General features: G+C 47.9%; 19 protein-coding genes. 14 read left to right on the forward strand and 5 right to left on the reverse strand.

What is annotated here, in order from left to right:
• The first annotated feature begins 119 nt into the window (after positions 1-119).
• Entirely contained in the window at positions 120-1,004 is an 885-nt protein-coding gene (locus LL912_RS10605) for a glycoside hydrolase family 43 protein (RefSeq protein ID WP_235553551.1), read from the forward strand.
• An 89-nt stretch (positions 1,005-1,093) separates the two neighbouring features.
• On the opposite strand, the gene LL912_RS10610 is transcribed toward LL912_RS10605, so the two are convergent.
• The 4 genes from LL912_RS10610 to LL912_RS10625 form a co-directional block, all read right to left on the reverse strand.
• Entirely contained in the window at positions 1,094-1,498 is a 405-nt protein-coding gene (locus LL912_RS10610; RefSeq protein ID WP_235553552.1) for a contact-dependent growth inhibition system immunity protein, read from the reverse strand.
• Between the two features lie 73 nt (positions 1,499-1,571).
• A complete protein-coding gene (locus LL912_RS10615; RefSeq protein ID WP_235553553.1) occupies positions 1,572-2,681 on the reverse strand; it encodes a pyridoxal phosphate-dependent aminotransferase in 1,110 nt (369 codons plus the stop codon).
• A gap of 343 nt (positions 2,682-3,024) precedes the next feature.
• The gene (locus tag LL912_RS10620; protein WP_235553554.1) at positions 3,025-3,912 is read right to left on the reverse strand and encodes an IS3 family transposase; all 888 of its coding nucleotides are present in this window, start codon (positions 3,910-3,912) and stop codon (positions 3,025-3,027) included.
• A gap of 14 nt (positions 3,913-3,926) precedes the next feature.
• Entirely contained in the window at positions 3,927-4,250 is a 324-nt protein-coding gene (locus LL912_RS10625) for a transposase (RefSeq protein WP_235553555.1), read from the reverse strand.
• Positions 4,251-4,702: 452 nt separating this feature from the next.
• Between LL912_RS10625 and LL912_RS10630 the strand changes: the two genes are divergently transcribed.
• From LL912_RS10630 to LL912_RS10660, 7 genes are all read left to right on the forward strand, one after another.
• Positions 4,703-5,104, forward strand: coding sequence for a helix-turn-helix domain-containing protein (locus tag LL912_RS10630; protein ID WP_235553556.1), 402 nt, complete (start codon positions 4,703-4,705; stop codon positions 5,102-5,104).
• Positions 5,105-5,138: 34 nt separating this feature from the next.
• Positions 5,139-5,534 carry a VOC family protein gene (locus LL912_RS10635; protein WP_235553557.1) on the forward strand — a complete coding sequence of 132 codons (396 nt, stop codon included), beginning with the start codon at positions 5,139-5,141 and terminating at the stop codon, positions 5,532-5,534.
• Between the two features lie 123 nt (positions 5,535-5,657).
• Positions 5,658-6,125 (forward strand): helix-turn-helix domain-containing protein, encoded by a 468-nt coding sequence (locus LL912_RS10640; RefSeq protein WP_235553558.1) that lies wholly within the window; start codon positions 5,658-5,660, stop codon positions 6,123-6,125.
• A gap of 35 nt (positions 6,126-6,160) precedes the next feature.
• Positions 6,161-6,589: a VOC family protein gene (locus LL912_RS10645; RefSeq protein WP_235553559.1), complete on the forward strand. Its 429-nt coding sequence runs from the start codon at positions 6,161-6,163 to the stop codon at positions 6,587-6,589.
• Positions 6,590-6,685: 96 nt separating this feature from the next.
• On the forward strand, positions 6,686-7,267 hold the full coding sequence (locus LL912_RS10650) for a Crp/Fnr family transcriptional regulator (RefSeq protein WP_235553560.1): 582 nt from the start codon (positions 6,686-6,688) through the stop codon (positions 7,265-7,267).
• Complete coding sequence (locus LL912_RS10655) at positions 7,264-7,839, forward strand: Crp/Fnr family transcriptional regulator (protein WP_235553561.1); 576 nt, start codon at positions 7,264-7,266, stop codon at positions 7,837-7,839. The genes LL912_RS10650 and LL912_RS10655 overlap by 4 nt, the downstream gene beginning before the upstream one ends.
• A gap of 60 nt (positions 7,840-7,899) precedes the next feature.
• Positions 7,900-8,655, forward strand: coding sequence for an SDR family oxidoreductase (locus tag LL912_RS10660; RefSeq protein WP_235553562.1), 756 nt, complete (start codon positions 7,900-7,902; stop codon positions 8,653-8,655).
• 205 nt (positions 8,656-8,860) lie between these two features.
• Here LL912_RS10660 and LL912_RS10665 read toward each other — a convergent pair whose 3' ends face one another.
• Positions 8,861-10,282, reverse strand: coding sequence for a glycoside hydrolase family 125 protein (locus LL912_RS10665; RefSeq protein ID WP_235553563.1), 1,422 nt, complete (start codon positions 10,280-10,282; stop codon positions 8,861-8,863).
• Between the two features lie 303 nt (positions 10,283-10,585).
• Here LL912_RS10665 and LL912_RS10670 point away from each other — a divergent pair, with 303 nt between their 5' ends.
• The 6 genes from LL912_RS10670 (at position 10,586) to LL912_RS10695 (ending at position 18,166) form a co-directional block, all read left to right on the forward strand.
• Positions 10,586-11,254 carry a TMEM175 family protein gene (locus LL912_RS10670; protein ID WP_235553564.1) on the forward strand — a complete coding sequence of 223 codons (669 nt, stop codon included), beginning with the start codon at positions 10,586-10,588 and terminating at the stop codon, positions 11,252-11,254.
• Positions 11,255-11,462: 208 nt separating this feature from the next.
• A complete protein-coding gene (locus tag LL912_RS10675) occupies positions 11,463-11,672 on the forward strand; it encodes a putative signal transducing protein (RefSeq protein ID WP_235553565.1) in 210 nt (69 codons plus the stop codon).
• Between the two features lie 237 nt (positions 11,673-11,909).
• Positions 11,910-12,260 carry a hypothetical protein gene (locus tag LL912_RS10680; RefSeq protein ID WP_235553566.1) on the forward strand — a complete coding sequence of 117 codons (351 nt, stop codon included), beginning with the start codon at positions 11,910-11,912 and terminating at the stop codon, positions 12,258-12,260.
• A 132-nt stretch (positions 12,261-12,392) separates the two neighbouring features.
• Positions 12,393-13,478, forward strand: a complete 1,086-nt coding sequence (locus LL912_RS10685) for an efflux RND transporter periplasmic adaptor subunit (RefSeq protein ID WP_235553567.1) — start codon at positions 12,393-12,395, stop codon at positions 13,476-13,478.
• Positions 13,479-13,563: 85 nt separating this feature from the next.
• Positions 13,564-16,728: an efflux RND transporter permease subunit gene (locus tag LL912_RS10690; RefSeq protein ID WP_235553568.1), complete on the forward strand. Its 3,165-nt coding sequence runs from the start codon at positions 13,564-13,566 to the stop codon at positions 16,726-16,728.
• On the forward strand, positions 16,718-18,166 hold the full coding sequence (locus LL912_RS10695) for a TolC family protein (protein WP_235553569.1): 1,449 nt from the start codon (positions 16,718-16,720) through the stop codon (positions 18,164-18,166). Before LL912_RS10690 ends, LL912_RS10695 begins: the two co-directional genes overlap by 11 nt.

Genomic DNA, 18,166 nt, shown 5'->3' on the forward strand with positions numbered 1-18,166 from the left:
TTCCACGAAGTTTTCAAATCTACCAGCAACAGGTGCCCGGGCCAACCCGGCATCCCCCGATTCTTAGCGGTAACCCATCATTGGTATTACTTTTGAGGGAGTACCTGAAAGCAGGTACTATGACACATTCCGGAAATCCCATTATCAGGCATCTGTTTACTGCAGACCCTACCGCGCTTGTCTTTAAAGACAGGGTCTATTTGTACACCGGCCATGACGAGGCGCCGGCTGGTACCGAAGCCTATGTAATGAACGACTGGCGCTGCTTCTCCTCCGCCGATCTGCTGCATTGGAAAGAACATGCCCATGTTTTAAAAGCAACGGACTTTAAATGGGCTTCCGGGGGAGCCTATGCCACCAGCATCATCCGGCACAACGACCACTTTTACTGGTATGTTGCGGTGAATCACAAAACCATAGAGGGCTCGGCCATTGGTGTGGCGGTATCCGATGCACCTGATGGAAAATTTCACGATGCGCTCAATGGCGCCCTCATTACCCGTGATATGTTGCCGCCTACGGATAATGAAAAGATCAATCTGGATCCATCTGTTATCATTGACGACGATGGAACGGGCTATATTTTCTGGGGAAACAAGATCTGCCATTATGCAAAACTCAGAAACGATCTTTTAGGACTCAGCAGCGAAATACAACAACTGGACCTCCCGGGATTTGAAGAAGGTGCTCATATCCACAAAAAGAACGGCTGGTATTATTTATCCTATGGCTACGGAATGCCAGAAAAAGTAGCTTATGCCATGAGCCGCAGCATTCACGGCCCGTGGCAGTTTAAAGGCATCCTGAACGAACTGGCCGGCAACTGCGCTACCAACCGGCCCTGTATTGTAGACTTTAAGGGCAGGTCTTATTTCTTTTACCATAATGGCGGGTTGAAAAACGGAGGCAGCCACCGCAGGTCTGTTTGTGCAGATGACCTCTTTTACAACGAAGATGGCACCATGCGGAGAATCATAATGACATCGGAAGGGGTAATCGTCTGACCAGCTAGTCTCGTTTTTTTGTGCAATTCTTTGTAAAGCTGTCCGCTATGTCGCCGCAGGGTTTGCCAGTCGAAACTGTCTCAACAACGCTACCAAACCGAATCAAACATCCCCGTTGGGATGTTCCGTTCCTCTATTTCAGGCCTTCGCCCCTTAACCAGCTCATTTATCGTTATCCAAAGCCCCCGGTTATTTAACCAAAAATCCCTGCCGGCTGAAAGTATCTTTGTAAGCAGGTCCCCGGGAAAATACCGCGCTTCAATAAAAAGATTGGCTTCCAGGTGCTCTATTGCCAGGGGAATAAGATATTGCAGCGAGAATCCCTGCCCGATCATCAGGCACAGATCTTCTATGGAAAATTGACCGAGCGGCACCCGGGTTAATTCAATACAGCGTTTCACCAAACCCGTAGGTGCATCCCCGGGGGTACCAAAATCACGCTGTTCCAACTCGTAGATCGTTTTATGACGCCAGTTATCCTGTATTGCCTGCATTTTTGCCGGTTGATTTACCTGTAAAGCACAAGTGCTCCGCAGGCTGCTTCTTGGTTGATTCCGGAAGATCCGTTTATTGAATAACGCTGATAAAGCGCTGCATTTCATCTAACGTGCCCACTGTTATCCGGGTCCATTGTCCATCCGCTTCATAGATAAAAGTGCCTTGTATGTTATTATTTTTAAGCACACCAAAAAAATCCTTTTTATAACCGGCCAGTGAAAAATAAATAAAATTGGTATGAGAAGGAATGCAGGTGATGCCCAGCCGGGTCAACTGTTCTATGGTATACTTGCGCACGGCTATATTTTGGGCGTAGCATTGTTTTACAAAACCGGTGTCCGATAAGGATGCCAGGGCTGCGGCTCTTGAAACAACGCTTACATCACCGTTTGCCCAGGTTTGTAAAGCGGAAATCCGGCTAATGGTATCTTTGTGGGCAATGGCGTAGCCGGTTCTTGCGCCTGCCAGGCCGTATATCTTGGAAAATGTTCTTACAACGATCAGGTTTTTGTTTTCTGCAACCAGATGGCTTACAGAAGGCTGATCCGTAAAATCGATATAGGCCTCATCCACTATCACGGTTGCTTTTTTTGCAGCAGTCTTAATAAAGCTAAGAAGCGCATTATGTTCACAAAGGGTTCCGGTAGGGTTGTTGGGATTGCACACATAAATCATCCTTGTTGCGGAATTCATGGCAGCCAGCATAGCATCCAGCGGGAGCTGCTTGGCCGGCGTTAAGGGTATTGATCTTTTTTCAAGACCCAGTTGTTCTGCCCGTTTCGTCCAATTGGTATAGGACGGATGGGGCACAATAAAATTTCCGCCCTGAGCGGCGAAAGATTGCACCACCAGGTCCAGAATCACCGTAGAACCCGCAGCAATTAAGATATTATCTTCCGTTACCTGGTTCTTTTGGGCCAGCGCTGCCATTAATTGTTCTGCAGTATTCCAGTTGTACCGGTTACTGCTGCCGATACTCCGGGCCATGGCCTCCCGGGCCAAGGGAGACGGTCCGTAAGGATTTTCATTGGAGCTGAGGCGGATGGCTTGATCGGCTGTAGTGGTCACTGTTGGATGCTTCACTGACGGCAACGCCAGAGCTTTAAACGGTGCCACGCTAAAGCCTGCCGTTACAATACCGATTTGCTGAAGCCAGGTTCGCCTGTTTGTCTGCATCATATTTATTTTTTAATGCGTATAGAGTAGATTGGTCATTCAACGACCTGAAAGGTATGCTAATGTACAAATTTAAAAAGCTGAGCCCACCACCGCTGCCTATTTTTCTCAGGGAGGGTCAGAAATGTTGCAACTATTTTTGTTGCAAAAACAATTGAAACAAAAATCCCTGCAACAGTTTGACTCGTCCTGAAAAAAGTTGACACTTGAATGGTGTTAGTCCTGTTACAAGTTTACAAATATAGTTTAGTCCTGTATATTGTTTACACTGCTGTTTTAAGCCAGTAATAAAACAATATTTTTGTAGCCCACAGCTAAAGAAAATATTGTTTTGCAGGCTAAGCGTTTAGGGTTCTGCCATTGCTACCTCCTTTTTGTTGTAATAATTTTTCCATCGCCGGGTGAGCCTGCCTGTTTGTTGGTGTGCGGCAACCGGGGTTAAATAATCTACACTGCTGTGCGGCCGCTGGTAGTTATAAATGTTTATGGCTCGGGTTATCGCGGTTTGCGCCGCCTGGAAATCAGAATATTGTGCTTCCAGGAATTCTTGTTTTAAGATACCATTAATCCGCTCCGCAATTGCATTTTCCAGCGGATCCCCGTTTTCGGTCATACTGATGGTGATATTATTTTTATTTAAAACACGGACATATTCATTACTGCAGTACTGGATCCCCCTGTCACTATGGTGGATTATGTTGTGATGAGCGGGTAATGACAGCAAGGCCATTTTCAAGGCTTTTACACTACCCGTGGCACCCAGTGTCGGATGCAGATCAAACCCAACAATTTTGCGACTATAAGCATCGGTGATCAGACTCAGGTAGCCAAAACCTTCAGCAAGCGGAATATAAGTAATATCGCTTACCCATAGTTGGTTGGCTGCCATGGGAGTAAATCCTTTTACAATGTTTTTATATTTTCTAAAATGATGAACACTGTCTGTAGTGATTGGTTTTGAACGCTTACGTCTGCGCACCAGCAAGCCATTGCGGCAAAGCAGGTTAAAGAAAGCATCCCGGCCTATAGAGATCTTGTGCTCCTTAAAAAAATTGCCCAGCAGGCCCAGTAGTTTCCTGCCTCCCAGACGCTTTTGCGTCAGGCGGATCATTTGTACCTGTTGTATTATTAGTGCTTCCTTATATGCTTGCTGCTGTTGTTGGCGCCCGCCCTGATAAAGAGCTTGCCGACTATAACCAAGCAATGAACAAAGGGTAGAAATGTTCTTCGGCATCCTTTGTCCTACATTTATAACTGCCTGGTGCCAAACTTTTTTCTGAGCTCAACGCCTGTAAGGTTCTCCGATAAACGCAACATTTCCTCCAATAGCTCATTGTGCAGCTTTGCCCTGCGCAGTTCAGCCTGAAGTTGCTTTACCTCAGTGGGCAATGGTTCTACCGCTTCAATTTCCAATTGCTTCTGCTCTTTCTGATTGTCCTGATGGCATTTTACCCAATAATAAACTCTGCGAGAAGTTATCCCATACTTAGACGCCAGTTTACGAAAACTCGTGCCGCCTGATAAATACTCCGCTACTATTGCCTCTTTTGTTTCCTTATTAACTTTTATCATAACCTGTCCGATTTAAATGTACACCTTTTGTGTAAACCTATTTCAGGACAAGACAGTTTGTGGCAAAACCGGAAGCAGGTATTTGAATTGCAACGCTCGCCGGCAGACCACTGGCAATGAGGTAACCGGTACCAGAATTGCCGGAAATAGTCTCAATTTGAATATCATTCAGCTTTTGGGTTATCAGATCCAATATTGCCCAATCCTTTATTGGGCATTGCAATAGCAGCGCCTCATTCCCTCCCAATTCAGGAGCATTATTGCCTGCTTTACCTTCCCTGAAAGATCATTCCACTGCTGGCTGTTGCCCCGGTGTAAAAAGTATTATCGAAAGGAATAGATATTGCATTTTAGCATTCGATCCTTGCACGGACACCGGTTTTGGTATGATACTCTGCCAAACAAGCCACCCCTCAAACCCAGTATTGGGCGGATCTTCTTAATTTTAGTCCATGACGTTTTATCTACAGGAAATTAACCGGATCCGGAGCACCGTTTATTCAAATGAAGCACACCTGATGGCAGTGATCCGGACCCGGCGTTTTATCAATGCCAATTTTGAAAAGGAACTGAGCCTGGAACAACTGGCCCGGGCCGGTTTTACATCCAAGTTCCATCTGCTGCGGCTTTTTAAACGATACTACGGGCAAACGCCCAAACAATACCTTATCCATAAGCGCATTGTTCAATCCATCGCCTGCCTTAAAAGGGGAATGACGGTGACCGATACCTGCTTTGCGGTGGGTTTTGAATGCCCGAGTTCCTTCAGCACGCTCTTCAAACAAAAAACGGGATTGTCACCGGCCGAATTTCAAAAAAAGCAATTTTTGCAAAGTGCACTGGCCGTTCTTTAAGGAATTTGCCGCTTTAATTTTTAAATCCTGAAGAATGAGAGTAAAAGTCATCAGCATTCCTGTACTGGATCAGCAAAAGGCCCTGGATTTTTATACCGGCAAACTGGGCTTTGTAAAAAAACACGATGTACCCCTTACCGGCGATGACCGGTGGCTGACGGTAGTATCCAAAGAAGAGCCGGATGGTCCGGAGCTATTGCTGGAACCCAGTCCCAACCACCTGGAAGCAGCCAGAGCTTACCAGGAGGCGCTTTTTGATGCCGGGATTCCTTATACCCAATTTAATGTAGACGACGTTGGAGCGGAACACGCGCGGCTTACCCGGCTCGGTGTTGAATTCAGTATAGAACCCACCGAAATGGGCACCGTGAAAATTGCCGTATTCAATGATACCTGCGGCAATCATATACAGCTGGTGGAGATGTTATAACCGCGTTTATCACTTGCAATAACGGCTGAATGCTACACGCGGGATTGAATAACCAAAACATTGCGGTAAATTCAGCCGATCATCTTAATTTTAATACCAGGTTGAAACGCCGGCAACGCAAAAATGAACCCAGCACAGGAATACCCAAAAGTTTATTTGTACCGCAGGATTGTACAGGCAAAGCTGTTTATTGATGCGCACTATGCAGACAAGATCGACCTGGATAATATTTCCGATGAGGCCTATTTTTCAAAGTACCATTTTATACGCCTTTTTAAAACGGTGTACGGCAAAACGCCTCACCAATACCTGAAGGCCACCCGCATTGAAAAAGCCAAGCAATTGCTGCGCCAGGGCAACACGGTATCGGATGCCTGCTTTGAGGTGGGGTTCGACAGCCTGAGCTCTTTCAGCGGTTTATTTAAACGGATGGTAGGCCAGCCCGCTTCTGCCTATGCCGCGCACTACCAGCAGCGCCAGGATCAAAAAGCAAAAACACCGCTGGCCTTTGTACCCGGCTGCTATGCGTACCAGCACGGCTGGACGGAAAATAGCAATTTTGAAGAAACGGAACCACACCCGGCCGGTTAATTTTACTTTCGTTATTCACCACTAAAACGAAAGATATGATCACAAAAATGACCGTTACCAACATCCATGTACTGGACCAGGACAGCGCTTATGATTTTTATGTAAACAAACTGGGCTTTATCCTCGTGGATGATATCCCGATGGGTCCCGACAGCAGGTGGCTTACAGTATCTCCTCCCGATCAGCCGGACCTGCAGCTGGTGCTTTTTCCGGTAAAGGAAAGTAAAATGTTTCCTAAGGAAACCGCAGAAACGCTGACAAGGCTCATCCGGCAGGGCATTTTTGGCTGCGGGGTGCTTACCTGCAACGATATCTTTGCCACGTACGAGGAGCTGAAGGCCAAGGGCGTTGAATTTATAAAGCCTCCCACCAAAGAGTTTTATGGCACCGAAGCTTTGTTCAAGGACGACTCCGGTAATTTTTTCTCACTTCAGCCGTTGAACAATTTTAACAGAGAGGCATAGGATCACCGTTTCTTTGAAATCCATTTTTTACCGGCGGCTGATGCCTCCTTCATCCGAGCCCGCATTCTTCCCTATTTTTCTATATATTGCTGCAGCATGCACCCACTGATACAGCATATACAAAGAATAACGGGCGTCCGAGAGGCTGCCGAAGCATCCATCCTCCCGTTTTTCGAAACCTGCAGCTTCCGGAAAAAAGCTTTTCTTTTGGAAGAAGGCCACCATTGTCATGCGTATTTTTTTGTGATCAGGGGTTGCCTGCGCCTGTTTTTTGCAGACCAGAACGGGATCGAGCAAACGATGCAATTTGCATTGGAGCACTGGTGGATGACCGACCTGGAGGCCTTCCGGTCAGGAAGAAGATCGGCCTATTCCATCCAGGCACTGGAGGCTACAGAGGTAATGATCATCGGCCCGGAAAATTATTCCCGGATGCTGGACGAAGTTCCGCTGATGGAAAAATATTTCCGCCGGGTATACGAACGTGCTTATGCGGCTTCTTTACTTCGTGTGCAGATGATCTCACGGATGCCCAAGCATGAATTTTATGAACTGTTTGAATCAAAATATCCTGATTTTATACAGCGGGTGCCCCAGAAGATCCTGGCCTCTTTCCTGGGCTTTACACCGGAATACCTGAGTGAACTACGTAAAAAGAGAACTGAAAAAAAGCGATGATACCGGAACCGTTACAACTTCATATCCGGAGGCTTGTACCGGAATTTCATATTCCGCTGGCCGCAATGGCACCTTTTCTTAGCACCCGTGTCGTAAAAAAGGAAACGCTGCTTTTAGAAGAAGGGCAGCCCTGCACTCATATTCATTTTGTAAATAAGGGATGCCTGTACCTGTTCTATCACCAGGATCAACGAAAAGAAGTCATCCATTTTGCGCTGGAGAACTGGTGGCTGACCGATTATAAAACCTTCTGTGATGAAGGTACTGCTGTGTATGCAATAGCCGCGCTTGAAGATTCGGAGATCACCAGCATCAGCCGCAACGACTATGAGCAGTTGCTCCTGCGCTTTCCGCTGCTGGCCCTGTACTTTAATAAAATCCATGAGCGGGCTTATGGTGCGGCCCTGTTTAAGCAAAAAACCTATGCCACTTTAACCAAAGCCGACTTTTACCGGTACTTCCGCACGACATATCCCGCAATACTGCAACGCATCCCGGACCCCATTTTTGCCTCTTATATGGGCGTATCCACCGAAGAACTGTGCACCATCCGGGAGGCGTTCATTTCTTAAACCAGCTTAACTTTTCCGGCCATTGCTTATTTCATCTTTGCAGTACTAAAAACCACAAAGATGAAAATAGTAGTTATCGGCGGTACCGGCCTTATTGGTAGTCAGCTAGTGCAACAATTACAAGAAGCCGGGCATGAGGCCATACCGGCATCACCCAATACGGGTGTCAACACCCTTACTGGCGAAGGGTTGAACGAAGTGCTGCAGGGCGCACAGGTAGTTGTAGATGTGTCCAATTCCCCCTCCTTTGCAGATGAACCTGTCATGCATTTTTTCAGAACCTCCAACGAGCACCTGCTTCCGGCAGAAAAAGCAGCCGGCGTGCAACATCATATTGCATTATCTGTTGTTGGAACACAAAAACTGCAGGCCAGCGGCTATTTCCGCGCCAAACAGGTACAGGAAGACCTGATTAAAGCATCAGGCATACCCTATACTATTGTGCATGCCACGCAGTTCTTCGAATTTGCAAGAGGCATTACACAGATGAGCCAGGCCGGCGATCAGGTGGTTTTGCCGGATGCCCAGATACAGCCCATTGCCAGTAAAGATGTAGCCACATTCCTGGCTTCGGTAGCATCGGCCGCCCCTGCCAATAAGATCCTGGAAATTGGCGGCCCCGAGCAGTTCGATATGAACGCATGGATCCAACAATACCTGCAAGCCACTCATAAAAACAATGAAGTGCTTACCAGTAGTACGGCTTTATATTCGGGCGCCCCGCTGGAAACCGATACCCTGGTTCCAGAAGCACCCGCATACCTGGGCGCTACAACATACGCCGACTGGATTACCCAGCCCGGAAATCTGCGATAACCACGCAACTGTATTACAAAATGACAAGAACAGGCAATCCGCTTGTCCTTGTCATTATATGTTACCGATACATCATTCTGTTTCAGTATAACTGAAAATTTCAAAACAAAGAACTCCGGATCGTTGTCAGCCATTACAAACATCGCAGTAAGGAACCCTTGTCTACGCGCACTTTCGTGCTCACCACAAACAACCTGCAACAGGATTAACCCAATAAGCCCGGCCGCTCATTAAAGGTCTTCCAGAGCAATTCTCCAAACAAGGTGTTGGACCAGGCAAACCATTTCCGGGTAAACCTCTTCGGATCATCCTTATGAAAGGATTCATGCATAAAACCGGTACCGCCGTGTGTTTTCCGCAATGTGTCAATACTCCAGCGGATCTCCCGGTCATCACCGGAGGTAAGCGCTTTCATGGTAATGCTCATCGGCCAGATCATGTCTTTGCCGATATGCGGGCCGCCAATACCTTCTGCCGCTCTTCCCTTAAAGAAAAAAGGATTTTCCGATGACCATACATAGTGGCGTGTAGCCTTGTATAAAGGATCGGTATGCAGTACCGCACCCAGATAAGGCAGCGCCAGCAAACTGGGCACATTGGCATCGTCCATCAGGTTATGACTACCGTAACCGTTTACTTCATAAGCATACATTTTTCCCAACTGCGGATGCGTGACAACTGCGTACTTTTTTACCGCTGCTTCCACTTCATTGGCCAGCCGCAGCAGTTCGTTTGCCAGTTTTGCATCGCCTGAAATCGTACCCACCATTTCTGATGCCTGCCGCAGGCTTACTACAGCGAAGAGGTTAGACGGGACCAGGTAAGCAAATATCGTAGCATCATCACTGGGACGGAACATGGAACAGATGAGACCCGCTGGTTTTACCGGGTAGCCATAACCACCCATCGGAATACCATCGGTGGCCCAGGAGGTTTTCCGTTCAAACTTATACGGACCGGGGCCGTCCTTCCGTTGCTGCTCTTTAAACGTTTTTAACGTAAGCGCGATTCCTTCCTTCCAGGAAGCATCAAAAGGAAGCGTGTCGCCGGTTTCCTTCCAGAAACGGTAGGCCAGCCGGATGGGATAACAGAGGGAATCGATCTCCCATTTCCGCTCATGGATACCAGGCTTCATATCGGTAATATCCGTTTCCTTCCATTCGCTCACTTTGCTGTCGTCGTTATAGAACGCATTTGCATAGGGATCCTTTAAAATAAAATGCGTTTGCTTACGGATCACGCCGGCTATCAGCCGGTGCAGCGCCTGGTCCTGTTTCGTAAATGCCAGATAAGGAAATACCTGCGCAGAACTGTCCCGCAGCCACATTGCATCAATATCCCCGGTAATGACATAGGTATCTGGTTTCCCGTCCTTCTCGGTATAAAAAACCGTAGTATCCAGTGTATTGGGAAAGCAGTTATTAAAGAGCCAGCCAAGTTCCTTATTCTTTACTTTCAACTGGAATGCCTTTATCGCCTGTTCTATTGCCGCGCTTTTAAAGTGCCGTTCCCCCTCCGGAACCCGCACCAAAGGAAAATCGTTTTTGCCTTGTGCAAAAGAAAAAGGACTTAATGTTAGCCCGGCGCTTAACACACCTGTATGCTGTAGAAATGTTTTACGGTTCATGGTTTACCTGCTTGGGATGAAGCAAAAATTTGTTGTTTGCTGTAAAGCTACTTGATTTTTCAAAAACCTGGCGGGCCATTCCCAAACCGGCGTTTGTCCTCCGCCCGATCACCGGATCCGGCCGCCGCAGGCCAAGGCCGGAGCAAATGTTTCAACAAAGCGATCTCACCACTCAAAAATTCCGAAAAGTTCACCACAAATTCTACTTTTGATATTGCATATTTGAAATAGGATTCTTTGGGGAACCGTAGTTGCATACTGAAAGAAATCCTTACCATTAAAACACTGGCTAAACGCATAAATATGAGGAAAGACAATACATATAATAAAATTGCCGGCCATGATACCGGTCGCATCATCGCCATCAGCGATGGGGTTTTTGGTGTTGCATTAACCCTGCTGGTGTTGGAGATCCGCATACCCTTCATGGACTCCATCCGCTCTGAGCAGGACCTGATAGCGGCTTTCCTGGCATTAAAGTCCAAGTTCCTGGTATACCTTCTGGCCTTTATGACCACCGGTATTTTTTGGGTAGGCCATTCCTCGCAGTACAAATACATTGAGGGAAGCGACCGGAATCTGAACTGGATCAACCTGCTCTTCCTGCTATCGGTTACCATGTTACCCTTTACCACAGCTTTTTTGGGCGACTACACCCATTTTAAGTTCCCCATTGCCGTATATTGGCTGAATATCTTTTTAATGGGCACCATGTTGTATATCAACTGGGCCTATGCCTGCAGACATCATTTTGTAGACGAAAAAGTAAGAGCAGTAGTAGACATCCCGCTTCGCAGGCGAATTATCACCGCCCAGTCTTTATATCTTTCCGGAGCGTTGTTGTGCTTCATCAGCCCGCTCTTAAGCATTGCGTTTATCATCCTCGTGCAGCTGAATTATGCCTTTGCCTTTCTCTCGCAACGAAAGAGAGGCTCCGGCACTGCAATACCGGAGGAAGACGTTATCCCCTAACGCTAGCTTTTGTTTTGTTTCAGGTTTAAAGTTTAAGGTTCAATGTTTAACACTCAAGGTTAAAATTCATTCCGTAAGAATATCAATATTGACATCGGCCGATGGCAGATCATCGAACAGTCCCCCCCATACTTTTGAATTCGATTTTTAATATTCAATATTTTAAATTCCCGAAGGGAGATTGTAACTTTAGGGAAAATCTTTTCTTATGACCGATCACAACCAGGATACCATTATTGTTATAAGAACATATAGTGATATAGCAGCTGCCGTTTCTGCAAAAGAAAAACTGGAAGAAGCCGGTATCACTGCCACCATTGATGACATGGACGTGGTGGGTATGACGCCGCTGGCCGGCATCGAAGTAAAAATCTTTTCAAAAGACCTTGAAAAAGCCAACCAGGTCCTGGAAGGCTGATGCATGCTGCTTTTCATCGCCTTGCTCCATTTATCAAACGGAGCGGCCTTTTGTATTTTTTTTTAAACCTTTTTTACGTTCCGTTGTTTTAACCTACCAGATGATGGAGCGCCGGAACGTAAAACTATTTTAATATTTTTTTTAAATTGCTTTGTTGCATTTTATTTAAATATTTCTTTACTTCGCGCCATCTGCAAGCTTTTACTAAAAATTTAAATTATTACGGACCCAGGGGAAATGAAGAAATTCGCCCATATACTTGCTTTAATTATACTGTTTATCGGCAGCAGCGCTGACACGCTGGAGGCATTGGTGCCCGCAAAAAATCATACATGTAATTCCGTAGTAAAAGACAGGCAACAACAGAAGAACAGCAATGCGCAGGACTCTGGTGATCATATTATCATCAACCGGTTTTGCAATCATTTTATTAACCGGGCGGACCAGGTATCGCAACGGACTTTTTTCAGCATCCTTTCCCTGCCCCTTTTTCATTTCAATGTAATGCTTCCTGCATGGAAGCACCATAACCCTACACCACTGCAACAGCCGGGCTACGGGCATCTTTTTCGCTACTACCTCTTTTAAGCCCCATATAGCTTCACTTTTCCTCAATCAATACCTGTCTGCGTAATCAGCAATACGCAGTCCGTGCATGTTTTTGCCCATACCGCACCGATCCGCCAGGTATCCATCCCATCGTTTTTAAATTAACTGATCATGATAAAAAATTATATTTTTTACGGGTTTCTCATTACGACCATTGCAGCCTGTCACAGTAATTCCCAGGAAAACAGCACTCCTAACAACAAAGAATACCCGGTCGTTACCCTCCGGCCAAAAGATACCACCCTGGCGATTCCCTATGTAGCCAATATACAGGCGGGTCGCAACATCGAGATCCATCCGCGCATGGATGGATTGCTGGACAGGATTCACATTAAGGAGGGACAGCAGGTACGCAAGGGACAACTCCTGTTTAAGATTAATGACAGCGAACTGCGAATTGAACTGAATAAAGCTGCTGCCGCCTATAAAAGTGCAATGGCCGATGCAAAAGTGGCCCAGGTGGAAGTGGAGCGGGTGCAGATGCTGGTAGACAAAAAAGTGATCACCAATACCGAACTGGACCTCGTTACTGCAAAGTACAAAGCGCTGCTGGCGAAAGCCGATGTAGCACTAGCGGATAAAAACGCCGTACAGCAGCGGATCTCCTATACCAGCATTACCGCCCCCTTTGATGGCGTTGTTGACCGGATCCCGCTTAAAGAAGGCAGTCTGGTTACTACTGCCTCCCTGCTGACCACCATATCGGATGTAAGCACGGTATTCGCTTATTTTAACATTTCGGAAAATGAATACTTCCAGACTTTGCTGAACGGGCGCCAGGCACAACAGATCACTTCGATCAACCTGGTATTGCCGGATGGTACCCGCTATCCTTACGAGGGGCACCTGGAAAGCGCTGAAAGTGAAATTGACGAAAATACCGGCAACATTGCCTATAAGGCCCGCTTCAGCAATCCCGATAAAACGCTGCGGCACGGCGCCTCCGGGAAACTGCTGATTACACGGCCTCTTCAAAATGTGATCCTGCTACCCCAAAAAACGGTTTTTGAAATACAGGACAAAAACTATGTATTCGTATTGGATCGAAACAATATTGCGCGAATGAAAAGTATCCGGGTAGACCAGCGTCTGGCCGATTACTATGTGATCTCCGAAGGATTGAATGCTGAGGACCGCATCGTATACGAAGGCATCAAGACCATCCGCGAGGGTGAAAAGATCACTCCAAAAGGATAACCATCATCTGGTTCCTTTATTGCCGGCCGGGTTTTAAACCATGGCCGCTGAAATTTTATTTATACCATCTGCATAATAAAAAAACATGGTTGAAACTTTTATCCGGAGGCCGGTTCTTTCACTCGTGCTTTCCATTTTTATCACCCTCATTGGTGTACTGGCCCTATTCAGTTTGCCCATTACCCAATTCCCCGATATTGTACCACCTTCCGTGGCGGTAACCGCCCGGTACACCGGTGCCAATGCCGAAGTATCTGTAGACGCCGTGGCTGTTCCCCTGGAACGCGCCATCAACGGGGTTCCCGGCATGACCTATATGTCTACCGTTTCTGGTAACGACGGAGTTACCATGATCACCGTTTACTTTAAGGTAGGTACCGATCCTGATGTAGCAGCCGTGAACGTACAGAACCGGGTTACCACCGTATTGGACGAACTGCCCGAAGAAGTAATCAAGGCAGGGGTTACCACCGAAAAGGAAGTAAACAGCATGCTGATGTACCTGAACATCACCAGTACGGATGCAGCTGCAGATGAAGATTTCATTTATAACTTCACCGACATCAATATCCTGAAAGAGCTGAAACGCATCGACGGCGTGGGCCGCGCCGAGATTATGGGTTATAAAGACTATGCCATGCGGATATGGCTGAATCCTGAAAAATTATTTGCATACAATGTATCCACCGACGAAGTGATCACCGCACTGCGAAACCAGAACGTTTCTGCCGCCCCCGGAAAAACAGGAGAAAGCTCGGGTAAAACAAAGAATGCCTTACAATATGTATTGCGGTACACCGGAAAATTCTCCGAACCCAAACAATATGAGAACATTGCCATCCGCTCCAATAGCGACGGCTCTATTCTTAAATTAAAAGATGTGGCCGATGTGGAATTTGGCGCCATGAGTTACAGCATGGTTTCAAAAAGCGATGGCAGACCGGCGGCATCCATTATGATCAAACAGCGTCCCGGCTCCAATGCCAGCGAGGTGATCGACAATATCAAGCTAAAAATGGAGGAGCTGAAACAAACGAGTTTTCCGCCCGGTATGAACTACAGTATGGCCTATGATGTATCGCGTTTCCTGGATGCTTCCATTAGTGCCGTGCTCACCACGCTGGTAGAGGCATTTGTATTAGTAGCCCTCGTGGTATTCATTTTCCTGCAGGATTGGAGGTCTACCCTGATCCCGGTACTGGCGGTTCCCGTGGCGTTGGTAGGCACTCTTGCGTTTATGCTGCTGCTGGGCTTTTCCATCAACCTGCTGACGCTGTTTGCCCTGGTATTGGCCATCGGTATTGTGGTGGACAATGCCATCGTCGTGGTTGAAGCTGTCCATGTAAAAATGACGGAAGAACACCTGTCTCCCCTGGAAGCCACCATTGCCGCAATGAAGGAGATCACGGGGGCGATCATTGCCATCACCCTGGTAATGTCGGCCGTATTTATACCCGTAGCCTTCCTGAGCGGACCGGTGGGCGTATTCTACCGCCAGTTCTCCCTGACCCTTGCGTTTTCCATTGTCATTTCCGGCATCAACGCCCTTACCCTTACACCCGCGCTTTGCGCCCTGATGCTGAAACACACCGGGCCGCGAAAAAAAGGATGGATGGGCCGGTTCTTCGATGCCTTTAATAGCGGATTCGATAAAACCACCACTCAATACCGCCGGGTGCTTGGTAAAATAGCCGGCCGGCGCATCGTAACGCTCGGCATGCTGGTATTGTTCTTCCTGGCCACCTGGGGCGCAGGCGCCGTGCTTCCCGGAGGCTTTATTCCAACAGAAGACCAGGGCATGATTTATGTAAATGTGACCACCCCACAGGGCGCCACCGTTGAACGTACAGAAAAGGTGCTGGACGAACTGAACGCTGTAACCAAAGACATCGAGGGTGTCGAAAGCGTAACTACCCTTGCCGGTTATAGTCTTACCAATGAAATTGCCGGTGCCTCTTACGGCATGGGCATGATCAACCTGAAATCCTGGAAGGAACGGAAGAAAAACGTAGATCAGATCATTGACGAAATTGAAACGCGGACCGCGAAACTCACGGATGCAAAGATCGAGGTATTTGCGCCTCCAACGGTGCCAGGTTTTGGAAATACCAGCGGTTTTGAATTGCGGTTGCTAAACAGAGGAGGGGATGACATTACGGAAACCTCTGAAATCACCAGGGCTTTTGTTGCTGCCATCGACAGTACCAGAGAAATCAATAATGCCTTTACCAGTTTCGACGCCTCCTTTCCCCAATACCTGATCCATGTGGATTATGACATGGCAGCGAAAAAAAATGTGACCGTAGACAATGCAATGAACACGCTGCAAACCCTGCTGGGCAGCTACTATGCCACCAACTTTATACGTTTTAACCAGATGTATAAGGTAATGGTGCAGGCCAGCCCGCAGTTCCGCGCCGAGCCCGCAGATGTACTTCACCAATATGTAAAGAACAGCAACGGCGAAATGGTACCATTCTCCTCCTTTATCCGTATGGAGCGCGTATACGGACCGGAACAGCTTACCCGTTACAACATGTATACTTCCGCTATGATCAACGGTGAAGCTGCAACCGGCTACAGCAGCAGCGATGCGATTAAAGCAGTGGAAAAGGTGGCCGCGGAGAAGCTACCCCGTGGCTATGATTTTGACTGGAGCGGCATGACGCGCGAAGAGATCCTGTCTGGCAACCAGGCCATATACATTTTTGCGCTTTGCTTATTGTTTGTGTACCTGCTGCTGGCGGCTCAGTACGAAAGCTTTTTACTGCCTTTACCGGTAATCCTGAGTTTACCTGCCGGTATATTCGGGTCCTTCATCTTCCTGAAACTGGCCGGCCTGGATAACAATATTTATGCGCAGGTAGCCCTGGTCATGCTGATCGGGTTATTGGGTAAAAATGCCATCCTGATCATTGAGTTTGCCATCCAGCGCCGCAAAGAAGGAAACTCAATATTGCAGGCAGCAATTGAGGGCGCCACTCAACGGCTGCGTCCCATCCTGATGACTTCCTTTGCTTTTATTGCCGGTCTGATCCCACTGTGTATCGCCACGGGAGCGGGCGCTGTCGGCAACCGCTCCATCGGTGTGGCAGCTGCCGGCGGTATGCTGATCGGGACGGTGTTCGGCCTGCTGATCATCCCCGGCCTCTATGTACTTTTTGCCTCGCTGTCGGAACGTGGTAAAAAGCAGTCTGCCGACGTACCCCTTCAGAAATCCGATATAAAAATCATTGAGCATGAAAATTAACCATTCGCATACCATCCTGGCAGCACTAACGGTTTCCGTACTTTCCGTCGGTTGTGCAGCACCAAAAACAACGGCCGTTAAACCGACAGTCCTGCTTCCTGAACAATATACACAAACTTCCGGCGACAGCCTGAGTATCGCCCGGCTGCAGTATCGCGACTTTTTCAGCGACCAACACCTGGTAGCACTGATCAGCCGGGTGCTGACTCATAATATCGATCACCGGATCGCAGGCGAACGGATAAAAATTGCCGAAGCCTATCTCGAAGTACGGAAGGCCGCCTTGCTACCCTCGGTGACAGCCGGACTGCGCGCTTCCGGAACGCATTATGGCAAGCACACCATGGAAGGCGTAGGCAATTTCGACACCAATCTTTCTTCCAATATTGAAAACAGCCAACGCATCCCCACCGTAATCACACCGGATTACTGGCTGGGATTGAGCGCTTCCTGGGAAATTGATCTTTGGGGTAGGCTTGGAAACCTTCGGGAAGCAGCACGGGAACGGTTCCTGGCCACCCGGCAGGGTAAAGACCTGCTTACCGCAGCCCTGATCACTCATACAGCTACGCTTTATTACGAGCTGATCATGCTCGACAAAGAAGTGGCCATCCTGAATGAGCACATCGACCTGCAACACCGGGCGCTTGAAATCGTAAAAATCCATAAAGAGGTAGGCCGTGCCACCGAACTGGCCGTGCAGCAGTTTGATGCCCAGCTGGCCAACACCAGGGCTGCGCTTTACAGCGTACAGCAGGAGATTACCGCCACCGAAAACAAATTACTGGAACTTACCGGAAGCTATACCGGGTCCATTGAACGCAGCGCCGCTATTGATATCCATGCCATCCGGTATCTGGCAGGCCATGGGCATCCCCGGCAGCTACTGCAATACCGGCCTGATATCCGCGCTGCCTATCACGAACTGAAGGCCAGCCATGCCGATGCACAGGCTGCCCGCGCTGCTTTTTTTCCAACCGTAAACCTGGGTGCTGCAACCGGCTTGCAATCCTTCAATGCCGCCAGGCTCCTGAATCCCACATCAATCGCTGCCCAATTGCTGGGAAGTATCAGTGCGCCGGTATTTCAAAAGAAACAGTTGAAAGCGAACTTTAATATCGCAACGGCAGAACAGGAAATTGCATTCCTGAATTACCAGGGTACGATCAACAAAGCCTTCCAGGAAGTACGCACCCTGCTGAGCTATATGGATACCAATGAAAAAATACTGGCCGAAAAAAACAAGGAGGTAAAAGCGCTCGGTAAGGGCATCGAGGTTTCCAACGATCTTTATGTAACCGCCTATGCCAGTTACCTGGAAATCATTGCCGCACAGAAAAGCAAGATTACAGCAGATCTTGATCTCATCAGGGCCCAGCGGGATCAGGCCCATGTGCTCATCCAGCTGTACAAAGCGCTTGGCGGCGGCGCCGGATAA

Origin of the sequence: Niabella agricola (genome assembly GCF_021538615.1) — a bacterium.
GTDB lineage: Bacteria > Bacteroidota > Bacteroidia > Chitinophagales > Chitinophagaceae > Niabella > Niabella agricola.

Coding starts and splice junctions, on each gene's coding strand:
- LL912_RS10615 (WP_235553553.1), bottom strand. CDS start 2,681: ATGATGCAGACAAACAGGCGAACCTGGCTTCAGCAAATCGGTATTGTA.
- LL912_RS10670 (WP_235553564.1), top strand. CDS start 10,586: ATGAGGAAAGACAATACATATAATAAAATTGCCGGCCATGATACCGGT.
- LL912_RS10680 (WP_235553566.1), top strand. CDS start 11,910: ATGAAGAAATTCGCCCATATACTTGCTTTAATTATACTGTTTATCGGC.
- LL912_RS10665 (WP_235553563.1), bottom strand. CDS start 10,282: ATGAACCGTAAAACATTTCTACAGCATACAGGTGTGTTAAGCGCCGGG.
- LL912_RS10695 (WP_235553569.1), top strand. CDS start 16,718: ATGAAAATTAACCATTCGCATACCATCCTGGCAGCACTAACGGTTTCC.
- LL912_RS10635 (WP_235553557.1), top strand. CDS start 5,139: ATGAGAGTAAAAGTCATCAGCATTCCTGTACTGGATCAGCAAAAGGCC.
- LL912_RS10610 (WP_235553552.1), bottom strand. CDS start 1,498: ATGCAGGCAATACAGGATAACTGGCGTCATAAAACGATCTACGAGTTG.
- LL912_RS10625 (WP_235553555.1), bottom strand. CDS start 4,250: ATGATAAAAGTTAATAAGGAAACAAAAGAGGCAATAGTAGCGGAGTAT.
- LL912_RS10645 (WP_235553559.1), top strand. CDS start 6,161: ATGATCACAAAAATGACCGTTACCAACATCCATGTACTGGACCAGGAC.
- LL912_RS10650 (WP_235553560.1), top strand. CDS start 6,686: ATGCACCCACTGATACAGCATATACAAAGAATAACGGGCGTCCGAGAG.
- LL912_RS10640 (WP_235553558.1), top strand. CDS start 5,658: ATGAACCCAGCACAGGAATACCCAAAAGTTTATTTGTACCGCAGGATT.
- LL912_RS10690 (WP_235553568.1), top strand. CDS start 13,564: ATGGTTGAAACTTTTATCCGGAGGCCGGTTCTTTCACTCGTGCTTTCC.
- LL912_RS10675 (WP_235553565.1), top strand. CDS start 11,463: ATGACCGATCACAACCAGGATACCATTATTGTTATAAGAACATATAGT.
- LL912_RS10655 (WP_235553561.1), top strand. CDS start 7,264: ATGATACCGGAACCGTTACAACTTCATATCCGGAGGCTTGTACCGGAA.
- LL912_RS10620 (WP_235553554.1), bottom strand. CDS start 3,912: ATGCCGAAGAACATTTCTACCCTTTGTTCATTGCTTGGTTATAGTCGG.
- LL912_RS10630 (WP_235553556.1), top strand. CDS start 4,703: ATGACGTTTTATCTACAGGAAATTAACCGGATCCGGAGCACCGTTTAT.
- LL912_RS10685 (WP_235553567.1), top strand. CDS start 12,393: ATGATAAAAAATTATATTTTTTACGGGTTTCTCATTACGACCATTGCA.
- LL912_RS10660 (WP_235553562.1), top strand. CDS start 7,900: ATGAAAATAGTAGTTATCGGCGGTACCGGCCTTATTGGTAGTCAGCTA.
- LL912_RS10605 (WP_235553551.1), top strand. CDS start 120: ATGACACATTCCGGAAATCCCATTATCAGGCATCTGTTTACTGCAGAC.